Annotated in this window: 22 protein-coding genes; 2 read left to right on the top strand and 20 right to left on the bottom strand. The window is 52.0% G+C overall.

Going from position 1 to position 18830, the window contains the following annotated elements; genetic code table 11:
- Positions 1-12 precede the first annotated feature (12 nt).
- From BM485_00795 to BM485_00875, 17 genes are all read right to left on the bottom strand, one after another.
- On the bottom strand, positions 13-435 hold the full coding sequence (locus BM485_00795) for a ribose 5-phosphate isomerase B (GenBank protein ID OKY76651.1): 423 nt from the start codon (positions 433-435) through the stop codon (positions 13-15).
- 4 nt (positions 436-439) lie between these two features.
- Positions 440-1681: a beta-ketoacyl-[acyl-carrier-protein] synthase II gene (locus BM485_00800; protein ID OKY76652.1), complete on the bottom strand. Its 1242-nt coding sequence runs from the start codon at positions 1679-1681 to the stop codon at positions 440-442.
- A gap of 180 nt (positions 1682-1861) precedes the next feature.
- The gene (locus BM485_00805) at positions 1862-2092 is read right to left on the bottom strand and encodes an acyl carrier protein (GenBank protein ID OKY76653.1); all 231 of its coding nucleotides are present in this window, start codon (positions 2090-2092) and stop codon (positions 1862-1864) included.
- 81 nt (positions 2093-2173) lie between these two features.
- Entirely contained in the window at positions 2174-2920 is a 747-nt protein-coding gene (locus BM485_00810; GenBank protein OKY76908.1) for a 3-oxoacyl-[acyl-carrier-protein] reductase, read from the bottom strand.
- Between the two features lie 41 nt (positions 2921-2961).
- Complete coding sequence (locus BM485_00815; GenBank protein OKY76654.1) at positions 2962-4155, bottom strand: electron transfer flavoprotein subunit alpha; 1194 nt, start codon at positions 4153-4155, stop codon at positions 2962-2964.
- Between the two features lie 4 nt (positions 4156-4159).
- Positions 4160-4939, bottom strand: a complete 780-nt coding sequence (locus BM485_00820) for an electron transfer flavoprotein subunit beta (GenBank protein ID OKY76655.1) — start codon at positions 4937-4939, stop codon at positions 4160-4162.
- Positions 4940-4944: 5 nt separating this feature from the next.
- Entirely contained in the window at positions 4945-6093 is a 1149-nt protein-coding gene (locus tag BM485_00825; GenBank protein OKY76656.1) for an acyl-CoA dehydrogenase, read from the bottom strand.
- Positions 6094-6133: 40 nt separating this feature from the next.
- Entirely contained in the window at positions 6134-7111 is a 978-nt protein-coding gene (locus BM485_00830; GenBank protein ID OKY76657.1) for a 3-oxoacyl-ACP synthase, read from the bottom strand.
- A complete protein-coding gene (locus BM485_00835) occupies positions 7112-8149 on the bottom strand; it encodes a phosphate--acyl-ACP acyltransferase (protein ID OKY76658.1) in 1038 nt (345 codons plus the stop codon).
- Between the two features lie 108 nt (positions 8150-8257).
- Positions 8258-8449 (bottom strand): 50S ribosomal protein L32, encoded by a 192-nt coding sequence (locus tag BM485_00840; GenBank protein ID OKY76659.1) that lies wholly within the window; start codon positions 8447-8449, stop codon positions 8258-8260.
- Between the two features lie 57 nt (positions 8450-8506).
- Complete coding sequence (locus tag BM485_00845; GenBank protein OKY76660.1) at positions 8507-9022, bottom strand: hypothetical protein; 516 nt, start codon at positions 9020-9022, stop codon at positions 8507-8509.
- Positions 9023-9173: 151 nt separating this feature from the next.
- On the bottom strand, positions 9174-9644 hold the full coding sequence (locus BM485_00850) for a hypothetical protein (protein OKY76661.1): 471 nt from the start codon (positions 9642-9644) through the stop codon (positions 9174-9176).
- 26 nt (positions 9645-9670) lie between these two features.
- Positions 9671-10471, bottom strand: coding sequence for a hypothetical protein (locus BM485_00855; protein ID OKY76909.1), 801 nt, complete (start codon positions 10469-10471; stop codon positions 9671-9673).
- Positions 10472-10519: 48 nt separating this feature from the next.
- Positions 10520-11164, bottom strand: a complete 645-nt coding sequence (locus BM485_00860; GenBank protein OKY76662.1) for a hypothetical protein — start codon at positions 11162-11164, stop codon at positions 10520-10522.
- A 77-nt stretch (positions 11165-11241) separates the two neighbouring features.
- Positions 11242-11688, bottom strand: a complete 447-nt coding sequence (locus BM485_00865) for an outer membrane lipid asymmetry maintenance protein MlaD (protein OKY76663.1) — start codon at positions 11686-11688, stop codon at positions 11242-11244.
- A 3-nt stretch (positions 11689-11691) separates the two neighbouring features.
- Positions 11692-12462, bottom strand: coding sequence for an ABC transporter ATP-binding protein (locus tag BM485_00870; GenBank protein OKY76664.1), 771 nt, complete (start codon positions 12460-12462; stop codon positions 11692-11694).
- Positions 12459-13247, bottom strand: a complete 789-nt coding sequence (locus BM485_00875) for an ABC transporter permease (protein ID OKY76910.1) — start codon at positions 13245-13247, stop codon at positions 12459-12461. Before BM485_00875 ends, BM485_00870 begins: the two co-directional genes overlap by 4 nt.
- Before the next feature lie 216 nt (positions 13248-13463).
- Between BM485_00875 and BM485_00880 the strand changes: the two genes are divergently transcribed.
- Both BM485_00880 and BM485_00885 read left to right on the top strand, forming a co-directional pair.
- Positions 13464-15128 carry a hypothetical protein gene (locus BM485_00880; GenBank protein ID OKY76665.1) on the top strand — a complete coding sequence of 555 codons (1665 nt, stop codon included), beginning with the start codon at positions 13464-13466 and terminating at the stop codon, positions 15126-15128.
- Positions 15129-15295: 167 nt separating this feature from the next.
- Entirely contained in the window at positions 15296-15985 is a 690-nt protein-coding gene (locus BM485_00885; protein OKY76666.1) for a hypothetical protein, read from the top strand.
- Positions 15986-16052: 67 nt separating this feature from the next.
- Here the strand turns inward: BM485_00885 and BM485_00890 are convergent, their stop codons facing one another.
- The 3 genes from BM485_00890 to BM485_00900 all read right to left on the bottom strand — a co-directional run bounded on the left by BM485_00890 (position 16053) and on the right by BM485_00900 (position 18754).
- Entirely contained in the window at positions 16053-16640 is a 588-nt protein-coding gene (locus BM485_00890; GenBank protein ID OKY76667.1) for a hypothetical protein, read from the bottom strand.
- A 34-nt stretch (positions 16641-16674) separates the two neighbouring features.
- The gene (locus tag BM485_00895) at positions 16675-17610 is read right to left on the bottom strand and encodes a hypothetical protein (GenBank protein ID OKY76668.1); all 936 of its coding nucleotides are present in this window, start codon (positions 17608-17610) and stop codon (positions 16675-16677) included.
- A gap of 118 nt (positions 17611-17728) precedes the next feature.
- Positions 17729-18754 carry a hypothetical protein gene (locus BM485_00900; GenBank protein ID OKY76911.1) on the bottom strand — a complete coding sequence of 342 codons (1026 nt, stop codon included), beginning with the start codon at positions 18752-18754 and terminating at the stop codon, positions 17729-17731.
- Between the last annotated feature and the right edge of the window lie 76 nt (positions 18755-18830).

Consider the following 18830-nt stretch of genomic DNA (forward strand, 5'->3'; position numbering starts at 1 on the left):
TAAAATTTATAATTAAAACATTTCGATACGCCGGAGATGACGGTCGCCGGCAAACTCTGTTGTCAACCAGGTGCGCACTATTTCTTCCGCCAGTCCGGGCCCGATAACCCGCGCACCGAGGCAAAGCACATTGGCGTTGTTATGCTCCCGGCTCATTCGCGCCGTAAACATATCGGCGCACAAGGCCGCCCGGATATCCTTATTGCGGTTGGCTGCCATGGACATGCCTATACCGGTGCCGCAGATGAGAATGCCTGCTTCACATTCGTTTGCGGACACCTTATCGCAAACCGCCTTGGCGTATTTGGGGTAGTCCACCGACATCTCCGAATCAGTTCCCACATCAACAACCTGATGGCCGTATTCCGAGACAATGGACAGAACATTTTTTTTCAGGGAGATACCGCCATGGTCGCAGCCGATTGCTATTTTCACCGTATTACCCCTCGAAACGCTTCATGATGATAACCGCATTGGTACCGCCGAAACCGAATGAATTGGACATGGCGGCACGAATTTTCGTCTTGCGGGCTGAACCGGGAACATAGTCAAGATCGCACTCGGGATCGGGATTTTCAAGATTTGCCGTGGGAGGAATAATCTGATGATGAAGAGACAATGCGGTGAAAACCGCCTCAATTCCTCCGGCGCCGCCAAGCATATGGCCGGTCATCGACTTCGTCGAACTGACGGCAAGCTTTGCGGCATGATCACCGAAAACCTTTTTGATGGCCCGTGTTTCCACCACATCGTTTAACGGGGTGGAGGTGCCGTGGGCATTGATATAATCAATATCCTCGCCTTTCATGCCGGCATCGGCGAGGGCCATTTGCATGCAGCGCACCGCACCGTCGCCGTCTTCAGGCGGGGCGGCCATGTGAAATCCGTCGCCGGAAAGACCGTAACCGACCATTTCGGCATAGATCTTCGCTCCCCTCTTTTTGGCATGCTCAAGTTCTTCCAGCAAAAGGATACCGGCACCTTCGGAAATGATAAAGCCGTCACGGTCACGGTCAAAGGGGCGCGAAGCCCGCTCGGGTTCGTCGTTGCGCCGGGACAAGGCTTTCATGGCGTTGAAACCGGCCACGGCAAGCGGACAGATAACCGACTCACTGCCGCCGGTAATGGCAACATCGCAACTGCCGTTGCTGATCATGCGAAAGGCTTCACCCACGGCATGGGTTCCTGCGGCACAGGCCGTGGTCACCGACAGATTCGGACCTTTCGCCTTTTTGACGATGGAAATCTGGCCCGCCCCCATGTTGGGGATGACCATGGGAATAAAAAAAGGGGTGATTCGTTTCGGTCCGCGCTCGAGAACGACCTGATGATATTTTTCGATGGTCGGCAATCCACCCAGTCCGCATCCGGTAATAACACCAACCCGGACGGCATTTTCCTCGGTTACGGCAAAATCGGCGTCTTTCAAGGCCATCTCGGCCGCGGCGATGGCATACTGGACAAAGAGATCCAGATGCTTGGCTGTTTTCGCATCGATAAAGTCTTCAACATTAAAATCTTTGACTTCCGCCGCAATTTTAACGGAATAATCGCTGGTATCAAAACGGGTAATCGGACCGATACCGCTCTTTCCCGCGCAGAGTCCGCTCCAAGTTTTCTCAACGCCTGTCCCCAGGGGAGTTACCAGACCCAAACCGGTTACCACAACTCTTCTTGCCATGTGCGACCTCAAACGACTTTTTCTTTGCAGAACCTTCACAAATACGTTCACCGGACTCAAACTTCATTGTCAAAACAGCATATTGCAACACATCCTTCTTTAACAACGCAAGGGAGAACGTTTTTTTCGACAAAATCAGCGAATGGCCTCAAGGAAATCTCCTCAAGGCCATCCATGTCATTAACCCAGCGAGTTAATGTGGTTGATGGCATGCTGAACAGTTGTAATTTTTTCAGCAACCTCATCGGGGATCTCGGTGTCAAATGCCTCTTCCATGGCCATGATCAATTCGACCAGATCCAGGGAATCGGCGCCGAGGTCATCGACAAAAGAGGCGGCAGGAACAACCTTCGCCTTGTCTACACTGAGTTGCTCAACAATGATATCAATAAGTTTTTCTTCTTTAGACATGTTTTTCTCCTTACTTTTTCCTTACAACCCTTCACATTGCCACCAAGAACCCACTTGCCGGGTTCACAAAGTGGATTTTGCCTATCCCATGTACATGCCACCATTGACGTGAATAAACTGCCCCGTGACATATCGTGCTTCCTCGGAAACAAGATAGGCCACGGCAGCAGCGACATCATCAACCGTCCCCAATGAATTCATGGGTATTTCACCTTTAATTTTCTCAGTTACCTCCGCCGGCAGATCACGGGTCATATCCGTATCAATATAACCCGGAGCAACGCCATTTACCGTGACGCCGCGGGACGCAAGCTCACGGGCCACCGACCGGGTCAAACCGACCATTCCCGCCTTGGCGGCCGCGTAATTTGCCTGACCAGCATTCCCTGCAAACCCAATAACCGAGGTAATCGATACGATCCGCCCCCAGCGCTGCTTCATCATCGGGCGACTCACTGCCTTGATGCAATTAAAAGCCCCTTTGAGATTGGTGTCAAGCACTTCATCCCAGGACTCTTCCTTCATCATGGCCACCAATCCGTCACGAGTGATTCCGGCGTTGTTCACCAGAATATCGACGCGACCGAAATCGGCAACAATCTTTTTAAAGGCAGCCTGTACCTGATCGGCATCAGAGACATTAAATTGATACGCCGCCCCATTGCCACCGTTTTCCTTGATTGCCGCGACTGTTGCCTCGGCGGCATCGGGTCTGCTGACATAATTGACGATAACCGTAGCCCCGCTGCGAGCCAGGTGCAAACAGATGGCCCGGCCAATGCCGCGGCTCCCGCCGGTGACGACGGCAATTTTTCCTGCTAAAACCATGTTCACTCTTTTATCCTGTTTATGGAGAAAAAACACCCTTTTTAAAGGGCGCGCGCTTCCTTCAGTTTGTTGATCAGCTTCGGCAGCACCTCAAAAACATCGCCGACCACACCATAGGTGGCCACATCAAATATCGGGGCATCCGGATCACGGTTGATGGCGATAATGGTGTCGGAGGACTGCATGCCGACCAGATGCTGAATTGCCCCGGAAATTCCGCAGGCGATATACACTTTGGGGCTGACGGTTTTGCCGGTCTGGCCGACCTGATGCGGGTAGGCAATCCAGCCGCTGTCAACCGCGGCCCGGGATGCAGCCACCGCTCCGCCCAGCTGATCGGCAAGTTGGCGAATAAGGGCAAATCCCTTTTCATTTTCCAGACCCCGGCCTCCGGCAACAACGATATCAGCTTCGTTGAGATTGATCTGGTCACCCTCCAGGGGCACAAACTTCCGAACCTTGACCCGTGATTGCAACCGTGCCGGATTGATAACGCACTCGATTATGGTGCCGCTGCGGTCGGGATCAGGGATAACCGCCTTCATCACCAGCGGCCTGACCGTTGCCATTTGGGGCCTGCGATTGGCACAGGCAATGGTTGCCATGATATTGCCGCCGAAAGCCGGCCTGGTCTGCAGCAGCGCGCCGTCGCTTTCCTGGATTTCAAGCTGGGTGCAATCGGCGGTGAGCCCGGTCTTGAGCGACGTGGCAACCCGGGGAATGAATGAACGCCCCATTGCCGTGGCTCCGGCCAGAATGACCTCGGGCCTGTGGATCTTTGCCAGATCTTCAAGAGCATTGCCGTAGGCATCATCGGTAAAATGGGCAAAGGCCGGATCCTCGGCAACATACACCTGGTCGGCGCCGTAGGATATCAACTCCTGCGGCACGGTGCCACGCGCATCGGTCAACAGCACCGCTGAAAGGAGGACTCTTTTTTTGTCGGCAAGTTTTCGGCCCGCACCAAGCAGTTCATGGGTGACAGGGGCAATCCGGCCGTTACGGTATTCCGCAAAAACCCAGATGCCGGACCAGCGGGAAAGATTATTGACCGCCTCGCTTTCCCTGCCTTCAATTTTTAATGCACCTGCTTCGCAGAAATCGACGCAACCGCCGCAGAGGGTACAATTTTCATTCACTTCCGCAATGCCGTCAACAACATGTATTGCATCAAAGGCGCAATTGGCTTCGCACAAACCACAGCCGATACAGGCGTCTATATCAATCAACAACATAGGACTAACACCATTCCATCAATTTTGCGGCCAACTGATCGACCTTTTCATCAACCGTGCCTTCGATCATTGACCGGTCACCTTTCAACTGCGGGGCAAAAACCTTGACCACCCAGGTAGGAGACCCTTTCAATCCGAGCTGGCACACATCGGCATCGATATCGGCTGCCGTAAGGGTTGTAATAACAAGTTTCTTGGCCTTCATTTTGCCTTTCAGCGACGGCAGCCGCGGTTCATTAATTTCCTTGACCACGGTAAAAAGAGCGGGAAGGGAAATCTCCACTTCATCATAGCCGTCATCCATCAATCGTTCGACGACAAATGATTGCTTCCCGGCCTCAACCACCTTCCTGACACAGGTCACATAAGGCATGTTCATGCGCACGGCAAGACCAGGCCCCACCTGGGCCGTATCACCGTCGATGGCCTGCTTGCCGCAGAGAATCAGATCAGCGCCGCCGAGTTTCTTGACGGCCTGCGACAGGGTGTATGTGGTTGCCAGGGTGTCAGCCCCGGCAAAAGCACGATCAGACACCAGCACGGCTTCATCGGCACCGCAGGAAACGGCTTCGCGCAATATCTCGGCGGCCTGGGGGGGGCCCATGGTGACAACCGTCACGGTTCCGCCGAGCTGTTCCTTGATCCGAACCGCCTCTTCAAGGGCATGACGATCATAGGGATTGATTATGGACTGGACACCTTCCCGGGACAGGGTGTTGGTCTTGGGGTCAAGACGAACATCCTTGGCATCGGGAACCTGCTTGATACAGACAATGATCTTCATCAGCCTTATGTATACTCCTTGTTCAGTTCCTGCCCGACCACATTTCGCTGAATCTGGTTGGTTCCTTCGTAAATCTGCAGTATTTTCGCATCACGCATCATTTTCTCCACCGGATAATCGCGCATATAACCGTATCCGCCCAAGACCTGCACGGCATCAACCGTTACCTTCATGGCCATGTCCGTGGCAAAAACCTTGCACATGGATGACGCCTTGGACATATCCTTGGGATGGGCATCAATATGTTTGGCGGCGGAATAAACCAGGGCGCGGGCCGCCTCGACTTGAATGGCCATGTCGGCCAGCATATGCTGGACCGCCTGGAAGGAAATAATCGGCTTGCCGAACTGAACCCGCTGCTTGGCATAGGTCACGGCCACATCAATCGCCGCCTGGCCGAGTCCGACACCGAGGATGGCAATACCGGGACGTGATTTATCCAGGGTTTTCATGACGGTGATAAAACCGGTACCCTGACGGCCGACAAGTCGGTCCTTGGGTATACGGCAATCCTTAAAAATCAGCTCCCTGGTTGATGAGGCCCTGATTCCGAGTTTCTTTTCCTTGACGCCGTAAGAAAATCCCGGATCGGTATCTTCAACGACGAACATGGAAGCACCACGGGGTCCCTTGGCTTTGTCGGTCAACGCAACGACCGTGTATACCTGGGCTTCACCGGCATTGGTGATCCACTGCTTGGTACCGTTCAGCACCCAATGATCACCATCGAGGACCGCGGTGGTCTGAATTCCGGAGGCATCGGATCCGGCATTGGCCTCGGTAAGGGCAAAGGCGGCCTTTTTTTCGCCGGTGGCGATAGGGGGCAGATACCTTTCTTTCAGCTCATCGCTGCCGCTGATCAGAATGGGGAAAGCACCGAGAGCACTGGCGGCAAAAGCGGTAGCAACGCCGACACAACCCCGTCCGAACTGCTCAAGGGCCAGAACGATATCAAATGTCCCGCCGCCGAATCCGCCGTATTGCTCGGGAATATAAAGACCGAAAAGATCGGCCCGGGCAACGGCATCGAGTATTTCCCTGGGAAATTCTTCGGATTCATCCAATTCAGCCCGCTGGGGGATAATCAGTTCATCGGTGATCTGTTTGGCCACATCCACGATCATCTGTTGTTCTTCGGTCAAAAAATAATCCACTAGCTACTCCTTAAAACAGAAATGAGTATCAACACAAAATTTACCATCGAAACAGGAGAGCACCCCAGGTAAATCCTCCGCCGAAAGCACAAAGCAGAAGGTAATCCCCCCGGCGGATCCGGCCTTCACGATTGGCCTCGTCAAGGGCAATGGGTATGCTCGCCGCCGATGTATTACCATATTTGTCGAGATTAATGTAGATTTTTTCGATAGGCACGGCAAGCCGGTCGGACAGGCTTTGCAAAATCCGTATATTGGCCTGATGGGGAATGATGAGGGAAACATCCTCAATTGAAACCCGTTCCTTTTCAAGGACGCTTTTGACGGCATCCTCCATGGAGCGGACTGCATATTTAAAGACGTCGCGACCAGCCATTTGGATATAAGCGCCGTCGTTGTCTTTCAGCTGCAAATCCTTGTTCATGCTCGACGCGGTATTCATGAAAAGCAGTTTATAGAGACTGCCGTCGGAAAAAAGCCGGCCGGCGAGCATGCCGCTGTCTGCATCAGTGCCGGTGACCACGCAGGCCCCTGCCCCGTCGCCGAACAGGACACAGGTATTGCGGTCTTCCCAGTTGACCCTGGAGGAAAGGGTTTCCGCGCCGATGACCAGGATCTTTTGCCCGGGATCGGCCTTGATATACTTTTCGGCCAGGTCAAGGGCATAAAGAAAACCGGAGCAGGCGGCATTAAGGTCAAAGGCAAAGGCGTTTTTCGCACCGATCTCTTTCTGCACCAGACAGGCGCAGGATGGCATGCCCATCTCGGCGGTGATGGTGCCGAGAATGATCACGTCGAGCTGATCGGCGGCAATACCCGCCATTTCCAGCGCCCGGCGACCTGCCTCGGCGGCAAGCTTTGATGTTTCCTCACCCTTGGCGGCAATACGACGGTTTTTGATTCCTGTTCGCGTGGTTATCCATTCGTCGCTGGTATCAACGAGTTTCTCAAGATCCGCATTGGACAAAACGCGGGCAGGCAAGGAGGAGCCTGTGCCGATGACCACCATTCGCGTCATTTATGCCGCTCCAGCCGGGACATCGCCCGGCTCGACATCCATGGCAGCGATATCGGTATTTTCAAGCATGGTGAGGATGTGAGCATTAACCTTGTTCCGCACAAGTTCATCGGCGACGCGAATGGCATTTTTTATCGCCAGCCTGTTCGACCGGCCGTGGCAGATTACTCCCGTGCCGTTCAGGCCGAGAAGCGGGGCGCCGCCATATTCGGCGTAATCCACTCGTTTTTTAAAATTCATAAAGGCGTCCTTGGCCAGATAATAGCCCAGCTTGGCCTTCATGGTCTTACTGATTTCATCGCGAAGCATGGTCAATATCGCTTCCGCCAGACCTTCACTCAGTTTCAGGCAGACATTGCCGACAAAGCCGTCACAGACAATGACGTCGACATCTCCCTGAAAGGTGTCCCGCCCTTCCACATTGCCGATGTAATTCAAAACACTGGCGGCAAGCAGGCCATGGGTGCTCTTGACCAAGGCATTGCCCTTGCCGCCTTCTTCGCCGATGCTGAGCAAACCGACTCGCGGATTTTCCACCCCGAAGACGACCCGGGAAAAGGCCGATGCCATGATGCCGAACTGGAGGAGATGCTTTGGCCGGCAATCGACATTGGCGCCGACATCCATCACCACGACCGGACCTTTCAAGGTAGGGAAGACGCCGGCTATTCCCGGCCGGGAAATGTCTTTCAGGCGGCCGAGAAATTTAATGGCGGCAGCCATGACCGCGCCGGAATTACCCGGACTGACCACGGCATCGACCTCTCCCCTTTTCAACATTCCAAAAGCAACGACAATCGAGGAATCTATTTTCTTGCGAATCGCCTCAATGGGCGAATCATGCATGGTGACAACCTGAGTGGTGGGAACCAGATCGACAAGATGAGAAATACCCTCTTTTTCCATGGCAGGGCGTATCTCGTGCTCATTGCCGATCAAAGTAACGCGCACATCCGCTTCACGGACAGCCAACGCGGCACCGGCTACCATTTCCGCCGGTCCGCGGTCGCTTCCCATGGCATCAAGAGCTATACGCACAAACTTTCTCCTTTAGCCCTGAAAGCCCTGTCGAACAATGAAGCAGAGATCTCTCACGTCCAGTGTCACAGATGAAGCCGTCACCGGCTTCCGCAGGGACGACGATCTTTATGCAAGCTCCTCATCACCCAGTTCAATCACGGATCTTCCTTTGTAGGATCCGCAACCGGAACAGAGACGATGAGGCAGTTTGGGCTCGCCGCAGGAATCGCATTTTGCAACGGATGGGGCGGTCAATGCGTCATGGGCACGACGTTTTCTGGTGCGGGAATGGGAGTGTCTTCTTTTCGGTAAGGCCATTATCGTTCCTCCAAACTACGTTTATGTTAAAAAAAATATTATCCGGTTTGAAATCATTTATCTTATTTTGAGCTTTGCCAAAACACTAAACGGAGAATCTTTACCGATTTTGCATTCACATGCATTCACATTGAGATTTGCTCCGCACCCGGCGCATATTCCCCTGCATTTTTCAGAACACAATTTTTTCATCGGCACGGCAAGCAATATCTGCTGCTGCAAAATATCAACAATATCTATTTCACTGTCATGGAGAAAATCCATATCCATTTCTTCGTCATGAAAAAAATGGTCGGTTTCTTCAGCAACAGTTGTTCCTTCATCAAGGAGTTCGAGATCAACACTGAACTGACTGTCAACCGGCTGATCATATTTTTCCAGACAGCGGTCACATTCAAAAAACAGCGATGCGGTGATCCGCCCCCTCACCACAACACGTTCACCCAGCCTGTTCAGATGGATCTCGGCGGACACCGGGCCTTGAAATTCCATATCATGGGGCACCCATGATGGATCATCAAGGTAAAAGGACAGCCCCACATCGGGAATTTCGTAAAAATTTATTTTTTTCATGCCCGCACTCCAACAGTAATCTTTGCAAGGCAAAGGAACAAGAAACTATAAATAAAATTAATTTCTTGTCAAGTTCTTTCGTGAAGGGGTGGATAATTAGACGGGAAAGGAAGGATGTGCCTTCAAGGCAAGCAGCTTGTCGAACATGAGGCTAGAGAAGTTCGCCAAGACGGATACCTGCCTGGTTCAAACGTCCTGACGTTACCACAAGAATATTTTTTAAGAGCCTGATTGCCAACCGCGGTTCGGCATCAAAAAAACGCTGGGCATTGTTCCCGCTAAACCGCAAGAAACGGCTGTCTTCCCCCACAGCCAGGGTAACGCTTCTTTTCTGCCCGGCAAGGATAGCCGTTTCACCGAAAATGGAACCGGGACCCAGGACAGCCAGAAGAATAAACTTGCCGGGAAAACGTGCCTCACGCTTAACAACCAATTTCCCCTCCAGGAGAAACCCCATGAAATCGGCGGAATCCCCCTCTTTCCAAAGATCCGCTCCCCGGGAAGAAACCTGGTACTCCAGAAAAGGCAGAATTTTGTTGATCTCCCCTGTGGTGCAACCGCTGAAACACGATTGAAACCGAGAAGAAAGAGCTTCGGCATCAGGTACCGTTGTCGCCGACATTGTAACCATAAATTCCCGCAAAAAAATTAATAAATCTTATCGCTTTGACTACTGTCCTTTATTTTACTGCGGCGATGCTGAATATAGGCATCACGCAGCGAGATATACGGATCAAAGGAAGATTCCTTGAAGGACTCGTAATCGCCCAGAACCAACGAGGTATTATTGACCTGCTGAACACCGTACAGGGCAAGCCCCGCCTCCTGATCATTTTCCATGACAACGGCAAGAGGGCTCAGATAGGAATCACCGAACAGGCCCAAGGTGTCACGGGCGGTGGAAGGGCCCAACACCGGCCAGCAGAAATATATGCCGTTGCCGATTCCCCAATAGCCGAAAGTCTGACCCAGATCTTCATCTTTTATTGTCAGATGAAAAACATCCTTGGCCGGATCACCGAGTCCGGCAACACCGGCAGTTGTGTTAATGCAGAAACGGCTGAGTTCAATCCCGGCGTTTTTGAATTTCCCCTGCAACATGTTGTTCACAAAACGGACAGGGAACAGAATATTATGAAAGGCATTACGGATGCAGATGCGGAAATCCTGTGGTATGACCGCCCCATATGCCCGAGCAACGGGTTTCAAGGCCCAGAAATACAACTTATCGTTGAAATGAAAAAAGAAACGATTGACCGGTTCAAGCGGATCACTGATGACAATATCCGGTTCATTATCAAACTGGTCATCAAAATCTTCTCCAACCGGCTCTGCTTCCTGAGCCCAGGCCGCTGCCTCAAGGACAAGTGAAAGAGTCCCGTCGACATGCACCTTCAAGGACGGAAAAGTCGCGCAAAGAAAAACAAAAAGAAAGGCAACAAGACCGATCAACGGTCTGATCCGAAAATTATTTCTCACAAATCCTCCTTTGGCACATCACGCCTGAGCTTCCCGGTCTTTTTCCTGGTTTTCTTTTATTTTTTCTTCCATGCGCAGAATAAGTCCCTCATATTTTTCTTTTTTAATTATCTGATCAAACTGTTTCCGATAATTCTGCACAAGACTGACGCCCTCGATGATTATATCGTATATGCGCCATTCATTGCTGTTTTTCAGCAGCCGGTAATCAATGGGAATCTCCTGATCTTTACGGAGAATCTCACTGTAGACAGCGGCCTTGTCTCCATTGACGATCTGTTTTTTAAAGACAATTTCTTCATTGGAATAGGATTTCAGCTTATTGATATACGTGGTTTCCAGCACATCGGCAAAAAGCAGGATAAACTGCTCCCGCTGCTCTTCCGTCCTTTCCTTCCAGTGCTGGGCCAGAACCCGCTGCGCCAGTTCCCGAGAATCAAAGCGCTGCCTGACGATGATCACAATCTCTTTCTTTTTTTGCTCCCATGCTTCACCCGGCACATCTCTCCGCAAGATTTCCAGAATCCGGTCGATGGAGCCACGCATCTGATCAATGGCTTCATCCTGGGCCCGGCACGGCAGAGGGGAAAAAAACATGAAAAAAAGGACTGCCGTCAACAGCAGTCGCAGCCATGATCCGTTTTTTCGGCGGGTATATTCCATATCTTTTTTTATCGCGCTACACGAGGTTGTCATCCTGAAATACCATCAACCATCCTATTCAACTTTGCTCAAACCTGTCAAACATCGCCGAAAATATATTTACTGATCAGCTCTTCCAAGTCAACCGCTGATTCCGTTTCGGTGATCAATCCGCCTTCTTGCAGATAGACATCGGAACCGCCCTGACTGATACGGATATACTTGTCGCCGATAATGCCCTGTGTTTTTATCGAGGCGATGGCATCTTCCGTTATTTCCACATCCCGTGACAGATAGAGTTCCACCCGCGCCTGCTGGGAATCGTTTAATTGAATACCCGACACCTTGCCGACATCAACCCCGGCAATTGACACGGAAGCCCCTTTTTTCAGGCCGGAGACACTGTCGAACTCGGCGACAAGGGTATAATTGTTTCCCTTGGAAAAAACTGAAAATTCCCCGAACTGCAAGGAAATATAGGCAAATGCAAAAAAAGAAAGGATCAGAAAGACCCCGACAAAAAATTCAACACTGGTTTTTTTCATACCTTACTGTTCCATCACTGTGCTTGAATAAATATGCCCCATGGTTTCAGTGGCAAAGGAAATAATATGCGGGTCGCCGCTCAGGAAAATATCTTCGGGGCTGGCAAAGGAAACCGTTTTCCCCTTGTTCAGAAAAACGACCTGATCGGCCAGATTGAACACCTTGGGGATATCATGACTGACGATGATCGCGGTATACCCGAACTGCTTTTGAATCTTAAAGAAAAGCCGGTAGATATCCATGGTAATCAAAGGATCAAGTCCGGTGGTCGGCTCGTCGAACAGCATGATTTCCGGCTGGAGCATCAAGGCCCTGGCCAGCCCCGCCCTTTTTCGCATGCCGCCGCTGAGTTGTGCCGGGAATTTTTCTTCATGCCCGTCGAGTTCAAACTGGGCAAGCATTTCCCGGACGCGCTGATCTATCTCGGCGGCCTTGCACCGTGTCCTTTCCCGCAACGGCAAGGCAACATTTTCGTAAACGGTCATGGAATCAAGCAGCGCGCCGCCCTGAAAAAGAACGCCGAACTTCTCGCGCACCGTATTGAGCTCTTTCAACCTCATGCCGGTGATGTCGCGGCCGTTTACCAGGATTTCACCGGAATCCGGCTGCAGCAAGCCGAGAATAAGCTTGAGGCTGACGCTTTTGCCCTGTCCGCTGCCTCCGGCTATCACCGTGGTTTTGCCCTTGGGGAAAAGGATATTGACCCCGTCAAGAACACGTTGCGCACCGAATGACTTGACAACGTTTTTAAATTCTATAACCGAATTACTCATAGCATGACAGCCGTTATCAGATAATCCCAGATCAAAACGGAAATTGACGAAAGCACCACCGCCTGGGTGGTGGCGCGGCTGACCCCTTCGGCGCCGAAACCGGCACTGCGCAAGACATGGACAAAATAACCGCGGCCGGTACAGATCCAGACGACAAGAAGGGCAAAAACAAACGATTTGACGATACCGAGATTGATATCCTGGTTGACGACACTTTGTTCAATCCCGTTATAAAAGGCGCCCGGATTGACCCCGAGGAGAATGACCCCGGCGAGATATCCTCCGCCGATGCCCACGACATTAAAAATCTGGGTAAGGGCCGGGATGGAAATCATGGTTGCCAGAAATTTCGGGGTGATAAGATAACGAAACGGATCGACAGCCATGCACTCCAATGCATCAAGCTGCTCCGAGTTGCGCATGATGCCGATCTCGGCGCACATGGCCGATCCGGCACGACCGGTGACCATCAGGGCGGTCAAAACCGGGCCGAGCTCACGGATCAGGCTTAAGGCGACGGCTGAACCGAGCAGGCCTTCCGAGCCGAATTTTCGCAGGGTATAGTAGCCCTGCAGACCAAGAACCATGCCGGTGAAAATGGCGGTGAAAAAAATGACCGCAAAGGAATTGGCGCCGATTATCCTGATTTGCCGGACAACTTCCCGGAAGCGAAAGGGGCGCGCAAATATCCCTTTCAGGGTGGCGAGGAGGAAAAGACCCATTCGCCCCTGATCACGCACCGCGTAAAGAAAAGAGTCACCAAGCCTGGTTATAAGGGAAATCATACTATGCTGGCCGGGGAAAAGAACCTGTCTGAATTTAATCCGTGCCGTGAGCCGGACAACGATGAACACAAGCCCGTGGATTCCGATTCATGGAAAAGAGCTAGCTTGTCATAAAATGTTTTAGTAATAACTGTCAAGTTTTTCTTCTTTCAGCCTGTCATGAAATGCCGGCCATAATTTTTTTTCAACAGACGAGCCAATGGATAAATCAGTCCCATGAAACTTTCCCTGATCAGCTTCAACTGCCGCTATACCCATTCCTGCCTCAGCCTCTTTTATTTGCGAAATCAACTCGAAGCGCATGTCCGCCATGCGCATGTCTCCCTGCATCAATTCACCATAAATGACCCTTACTACGCCGCTTTGATGCGGATCACGAGCATGAACGCCGATGCCTACTTTTTCTCCGTTTACATATGGAATGCCGATCTTGTGTCTCGAATTATCCATGATCTCGCCGTTCTCAAGCCGGATGCCCCGATTGTGCTGGGCGGCCCCCAGGCGTCAGCCATGGATTGGAGTCAGGCAGGGGCAAAAATTTCGCTGGTCACCGGCGAAATCGAGGGCATAGACCCCAAATTTTACGCTGATCTGATGTCGGACAGCCTCGCCGACCGCTATGAATGCAGCCGGAGTCATTTTTTCCCCTCTCCTTTCAGGCCGGCGGATTATGATGAACATCTCGCCAATCGCTCCATCTACTATGAGTCATCCCGCGGCTGCCCTTACTCCTGCAGTTATTGCATCTCTTCCACCGAGCCAGGCATCCGCCTGAAAGAATTGGAACTGGTGAAACGAGAGCTTGCGGAAATTCTGGCGCACCAGCCCAAAAGCGTGCGTTTCGTGGACAGGACATTCAACGCATCAGCCGCACGGACCATGGAAATCTGGAATTTTTTGCTGGCAGAGCCCCATCGCGGCACCACCTTTCATTTTGAAATCTCCCCGGATCTTTTCACGGAAGACATGTTCGCCTTGCTGCGCGAGGTCCCCCCCGGTTGCTTTCAATTTGAAATCGGCATCCAGTCAACCAACCCGGAGACGCTGGCCGCCATCAACCGGAAAACCAACATACCCGTTTCCCTGAACAATATTATCAGACTGGCGGCCCTTGACTCCATTCATCTCCATGTCGATCTTATCCTCGGCCTGCCCCATGAGGACATGGAATCGTTCGCCCGATCCTTTAATGCTGTTTTTGCCGCTGCCCCCCATTACATCCAGATGGGACTGTTAAAAGTGCTGCCCAATACCCCTCTTGCACTTCAGGTGGGAAATTTTTCCATTCTGCATTGCCGGCGACCGCCGCACGAAACGCTCGCCACGAAATGGCTCACCCACGATGAACTGGCCGAACTGTACTGGTTCGGGGAATGCGTCGAAGCCTTTCACAACAATCGTTATTTCCGTTCGTTTTTCCGCTGCATCCGAAAGAAAGAACCACACGGGTTCGATTTTTTCCGTCGTCTTCTCATTTTTTGCCGGAAAGAAAACTTCTTTCACCTGGCCAGAACCCAGGAACTGATGAGCCGCATCCTCCTCGAGTTCATCCAGAAGGATCGTGAGCAACACATCTTAAGTGAACTTCTCCTTTTTGACTGGCTGCGCAGCGGTCACCGCTTTCTTCCTTCCCATCTCAACCCAAATGCCCTGAATGCGGAAAAGAACGAACTCTGGCAGCAATTGCCCCAGGAATTACCGCCCTTCTATACCGGGGTGACACGAAACAATTTTTTCAAAAAGGCACTGTTCGTCAAATTTTCAGGGCAGTGCCTGCGGGAACTGAACCTCAACGACACGGGCAGGGGTATCCTCTGTTTTCTGCCGGAAAAAGAAGAAACCGTGGACGGGCTGATACGGGTTGTCTTTCTTGCGCCGTAAACATGTCCCAATCGAAAGTAACGGGGCGTTTCAGGAAATTATCATTGATCATTTGTATGAATTGCTCCAATTTGCTTCATGACCATGCTATAATGCAAAAATACTGATCTCCTTGTTATTGTTATGACTGAGGCGAATACGCTTCGTATTGCACGAGAGAAGAATTGATGAAAAAACGAACAATCATCCTGATGGCAGCGGTTATGCTGGCTCTCTGCGGTTGCGCAACCATGTCCTCCGTTTTTTCCGGTGCGGCAGGCGAATACGAGACCGGTATGGGATATTTCAACCAGGGAAAATTTCAGGAGGCGGCAAATCACTTTTCCAAGGCGGTCGAACTCGACCCTGAGTATGGAGAGGCATATCTGTATCTGGGCAGATCGTACATTAATCTCGGACGATGGAAAGCGGCGCTTTCCCCTTTGCGGACCGCGTATCGGCTGGCGCCGACGGAAACGAGGAAGGAAATAGGCTCCATCCTTTTCGACGCCCTCCTTTCCGCCGCTGTCGGGCAAATCAAGCAGGGAAATTTCAAGGAAAGCATTTCCTATCTCAAGGAGGGAATGACTCTCCACGCTTCGTCAGGCAAGGCGCAGGAGATGATGTTCACCGCCCTGCTTGGTTACGGCGGACAGCTCCTGCAAAGCGGCAACGCCGCCCAAGCAATCGGCGTTTACCAGGAAGCATTAGGTTACAACCAGGGTGGCGTGGATGCCTATATCGGTCTGGCCCGGGCTTTCCTGATGAACGGCAATTGGCTCAAGGCCAAGGAGACGGCGGCCGAGGCGCTGCGTCGTAATCCAAACAGTTCCGACATGAATCAGTTGTTCCGGCAGATGGCCGCTCCTCCTCGCTGATTCAAGGAGATGACGACGCGGGCCGCTTCCGGCCCGCACGATCGACCTCTCTTCGTGCGCCGCACCGTCATGTGAGGTCCTGAAAATCCCTGCGGATTTTTTCAATGTTTTTCCGGTAGCCGTCGGCATCGCCATATTCCAGAAATTTACTGGAGCGACTATGAAAAGAGGAGGTTCTTCTGGCATGCTTGATGGGGCACCAGTATTGCTCGGTTCTGCCGGCAACCTCCCGGACGTAGCCGATAAGTCCGTTAAAATAGCCGCAGTAGACACAGTTCACTTTTTCGACAATATTCAGATAACTCAATGAATGACGATCAATAACGATGTATCGGCCCCGCTTTACCTTCGGGATGCCGTAGACGGGAAAACAGGCGAATTGATAGATGGAGACAACCGCATCCAGGAACAGCGCCGGGAAAAGGCAGAACCAGATCACCGGAACCGTGAGAAAATGGAGGAAAGGGGCATCTTTCAAGAAGTGACGCAACCGCTTGGCCAGACGTTGATGCCGGCTTTTTATCTCCCGGTCGAAACGAACCTTTTTCCCCCGGATTGTATAAAAAAATTCCTCCTCCTTCTTCTGAATGTCACGGGAAAGCTCATTTTCAAGTTCTTTAATCTTTTCGATCAGGCTCTGCAGTTTATTTTCCATTCAACCCCTTTTATCGGCGGAATCACTGAACTCCTTAATTGACCAGCCAGACCGCCAGATCATTCACCGTCCAGAGCACCCGGGCCGACACACCGCCGAAAAAGCCCGTCGGCTCATCCGGACCGCGTCTGCCCATGACGATGGTACCGTATTTTTCATTTCGCAGTTGAAACATGATGTCAAGGGCGGCTTCAACTCCCCTGCCGACATCCGCCCGGGAAACATTGTCCATATTAAATCCGCTTTCCCGTAAAATCTGCTCAGGCCCATGGAAAATGGCATCCGGTCGAGAAAGATGTTCCTCGCACCATTGCTTGCCCCATATTTCATGGAGCTTTTCCACATCCTCTTTTTTTTTCTCTTTCAGCCAGGCAGCGGAATGAAACAGGGTGATCTCGACATCATGCATTCCCTCGAGAACAAAGGCCAGATGGTCCACTGCGCGCAAACTGCGTCTGCTGCCGTCAACCGGCACGAGAAAATTGCGGGACGTCACCTCGCCGTCAACAATCCAAATCGGCAGACTAAAACATTTTTCAAGGACTTCCGTCGTCACGCTGCCCATCACCAGCCCCTGCAACCGACCAAGACCTCTTCTGCCCATGAGAAGGGCATCATATTGCCCCTTATGCATTTCCGCGACAAGATCATTCGCGACACCGACACCGGTGCGGGCCAACTGCACCGCCGAGGTGATCATCTCTTCCTTGAATCCGTTTCTGGTGAGAAAATTGATCTCTTCGCGTAAATGTTTTTCAGCAAGGCGGAATTTTCGTCGCGCATCGTCGGAGAGCATGTTCATCCTGTCCCCGTCGTCAAGCCATTGCGTGCTGGGCGGCAGGGAACAGGAAACAATACAAAGCATATGCAGGGCGACATCCCCATCGACGCCGAACAACCTGCTCAGATAGTTGATCTCGTTCAATGAACAATACGAACCGTCAACGGCCACCAGTATCTTCTTCTGCATGGTTGGCAATCCTCCTTGTAGCTTGTCGCGGCAAAAAAAAAGTTTCCCGCGGAAATCCTGGGAAACTTCATGGCTTTCTCACACCGCATCCCGCAAAGCAGGAAGCAATAGAAAAAATCTAGTCAGCCCCAAACATGACACCGATTTCCGGCCATTTCTCCGAAGGTATTTCCATGGCCAGTTTCAGTGCGCCGGCGCTGCCGACAAATTCCGGGTCATCCACGCAGGTAACAATCACCTCGCCGTAATCCCGCATCTGCCGGGCAATCATCCGGTCAAGCCCGCGAATGCGCGATCCGCCTCCGGCCAGAATGATGTTGCGCAGGGCTTCTTCCTGATCTTCCGGGTCAAACTTCATTACCAGGGTTTCAAGTTGTTCGACGATATCGGGCACGATGCTTTCACAAACTGCGCGAAGTTCTTCGGTTACATCAAACTCCACCGGCTTGCCTTCCATGCGCAGCTTGGCGATCACCGGCTGAGGGGCTTCACCGACAAAGGCATGGGCTTCCTTGATGGCGCAGGCGACCGATTCCGTGATCTGCACCCCGGGGTAGCGCCTGGCAATGGCCGCCTCCAGACGCTCATCAATAAAATCACCACCCTTGAGAAAGGTCACCTGATCATCGGCCGAAGGGACCGTGCCCTTCATGCCGCAGATATCAACGGTTCCGGCGCCGATATCGATAACGATGCAATTGCTCAACTTGTTGAGCTGATAGGCGACCATAAACGGTTCGGAAACGACAAGCGCCACCGACATCACCTCCTTGGCGATTTCAAGCAGCAGCTCCTTGTTCATGATGGAGGCGCGGGCCGGCACACCGATGATCCCGCACACAGTCGATTCCGCTCCATGCTTGGCCAGATTGACCGCATGGCGGATCAACTCATAGGCGGCATCGTAATCACGCTCGCTGGCCTCGCGAATGACTCCGTCAGCCAGGGGATAGCAGAGATCGAGAAAACTGCGTTTCTGCACGGCCTCCTGCCCGATAATAGGGCCGTTCCCCACCATGCGTTCACTGATCACGTCCTTGGGATAGCCAACCACGGACCGGACCATGATCCGGGCACCACGATTCGACATGATCGCTGTCCGACAGGTGCCGAGGTCGATACCCACCAGAAGCGGATTCTGCACAAGTCGATTTGTTTCCTGTATTTTTTGCTGGATTTCCATCATGAAGTCCTTGACGATTAGTTAAATAGTTGCAGAG

The organism is Desulfobulbaceae bacterium DB1, assembly GCA_001914235.1.
GTDB lineage: Bacteria > Desulfobacterota > Desulfobulbia > Desulfobulbales > SURF-16 > DB1.

Excerpts from the sequence above, each read along its gene's own strand:
- BM485_00800 (OKY76652.1), bottom strand. The coding sequence starts at position 1,681 with ATGGCAAGAAGAGTTGTGGTAACCGGTTTGGGTCTGGTAACTCCCCTG.
- BM485_00805 (OKY76653.1), bottom strand. The coding sequence starts at position 2,092 with ATGTCTAAAGAAGAAAAACTTATTGATATCATTGTTGAGCAACTCAGT.
- BM485_00810 (OKY76908.1), bottom strand. The coding sequence starts at position 2,920 with ATGGTTTTAGCAGGAAAAATTGCCGTCGTCACCGGCGGGAGCCGCGGC.
- BM485_00815 (OKY76654.1), bottom strand. The coding sequence starts at position 4,155 with ATGTTGTTGATTGATATAGACGCCTGTATCGGCTGTGGTTTGTGCGAA.
- BM485_00820 (OKY76655.1), bottom strand. The coding sequence starts at position 4,939 with ATGAAGATCATTGTCTGTATCAAGCAGGTTCCCGATGCCAAGGATGTT.
- BM485_00830 (OKY76657.1), bottom strand. The coding sequence starts at position 7,111 with ATGACGCGAATGGTGGTCATCGGCACAGGCTCCTCCTTGCCTGCCCGC.
- BM485_00840 (OKY76659.1), bottom strand. The coding sequence starts at position 8,449 with ATGGCCTTACCGAAAAGAAGACACTCCCATTCCCGCACCAGAAAACGT.
- BM485_00845 (OKY76660.1), bottom strand. The coding sequence starts at position 9,022 with ATGAAAAAAATAAATTTTTACGAAATTCCCGATGTGGGGCTGTCCTTT.
- BM485_00850 (OKY76661.1), bottom strand. The coding sequence starts at position 9,644 with ATGTCGGCGACAACGGTACCTGATGCCGAAGCTCTTTCTTCTCGGTTT.
- BM485_00860 (OKY76662.1), bottom strand. The coding sequence starts at position 11,164 with ATGGAATATACCCGCCGAAAAAACGGATCATGGCTGCGACTGCTGTTG.
- BM485_00865 (OKY76663.1), bottom strand. The coding sequence starts at position 11,688 with ATGAAAAAAACCAGTGTTGAATTTTTTGTCGGGGTCTTTCTGATCCTT.
- BM485_00870 (OKY76664.1), bottom strand. The coding sequence starts at position 12,462 with ATGAGTAATTCGGTTATAGAATTTAAAAACGTTGTCAAGTCATTCGGT.
- BM485_00875 (OKY76910.1), bottom strand. The coding sequence starts at position 13,247 with ATGATTTCCCTTATAACCAGGCTTGGTGACTCTTTTCTTTACGCGGTG.
- BM485_00880 (OKY76665.1), top strand. The coding sequence starts at position 13,464 with ATGAAACTTTCCCTGATCAGCTTCAACTGCCGCTATACCCATTCCTGC.
- BM485_00885 (OKY76666.1), top strand. The coding sequence starts at position 15,296 with ATGAAAAAACGAACAATCATCCTGATGGCAGCGGTTATGCTGGCTCTC.
- BM485_00890 (OKY76667.1), bottom strand. The coding sequence starts at position 16,640 with ATGGAAAATAAACTGCAGAGCCTGATCGAAAAGATTAAAGAACTTGAA.
- BM485_00895 (OKY76668.1), bottom strand. The coding sequence starts at position 17,610 with ATGCAGAAGAAGATACTGGTGGCCGTTGACGGTTCGTATTGTTCATTG.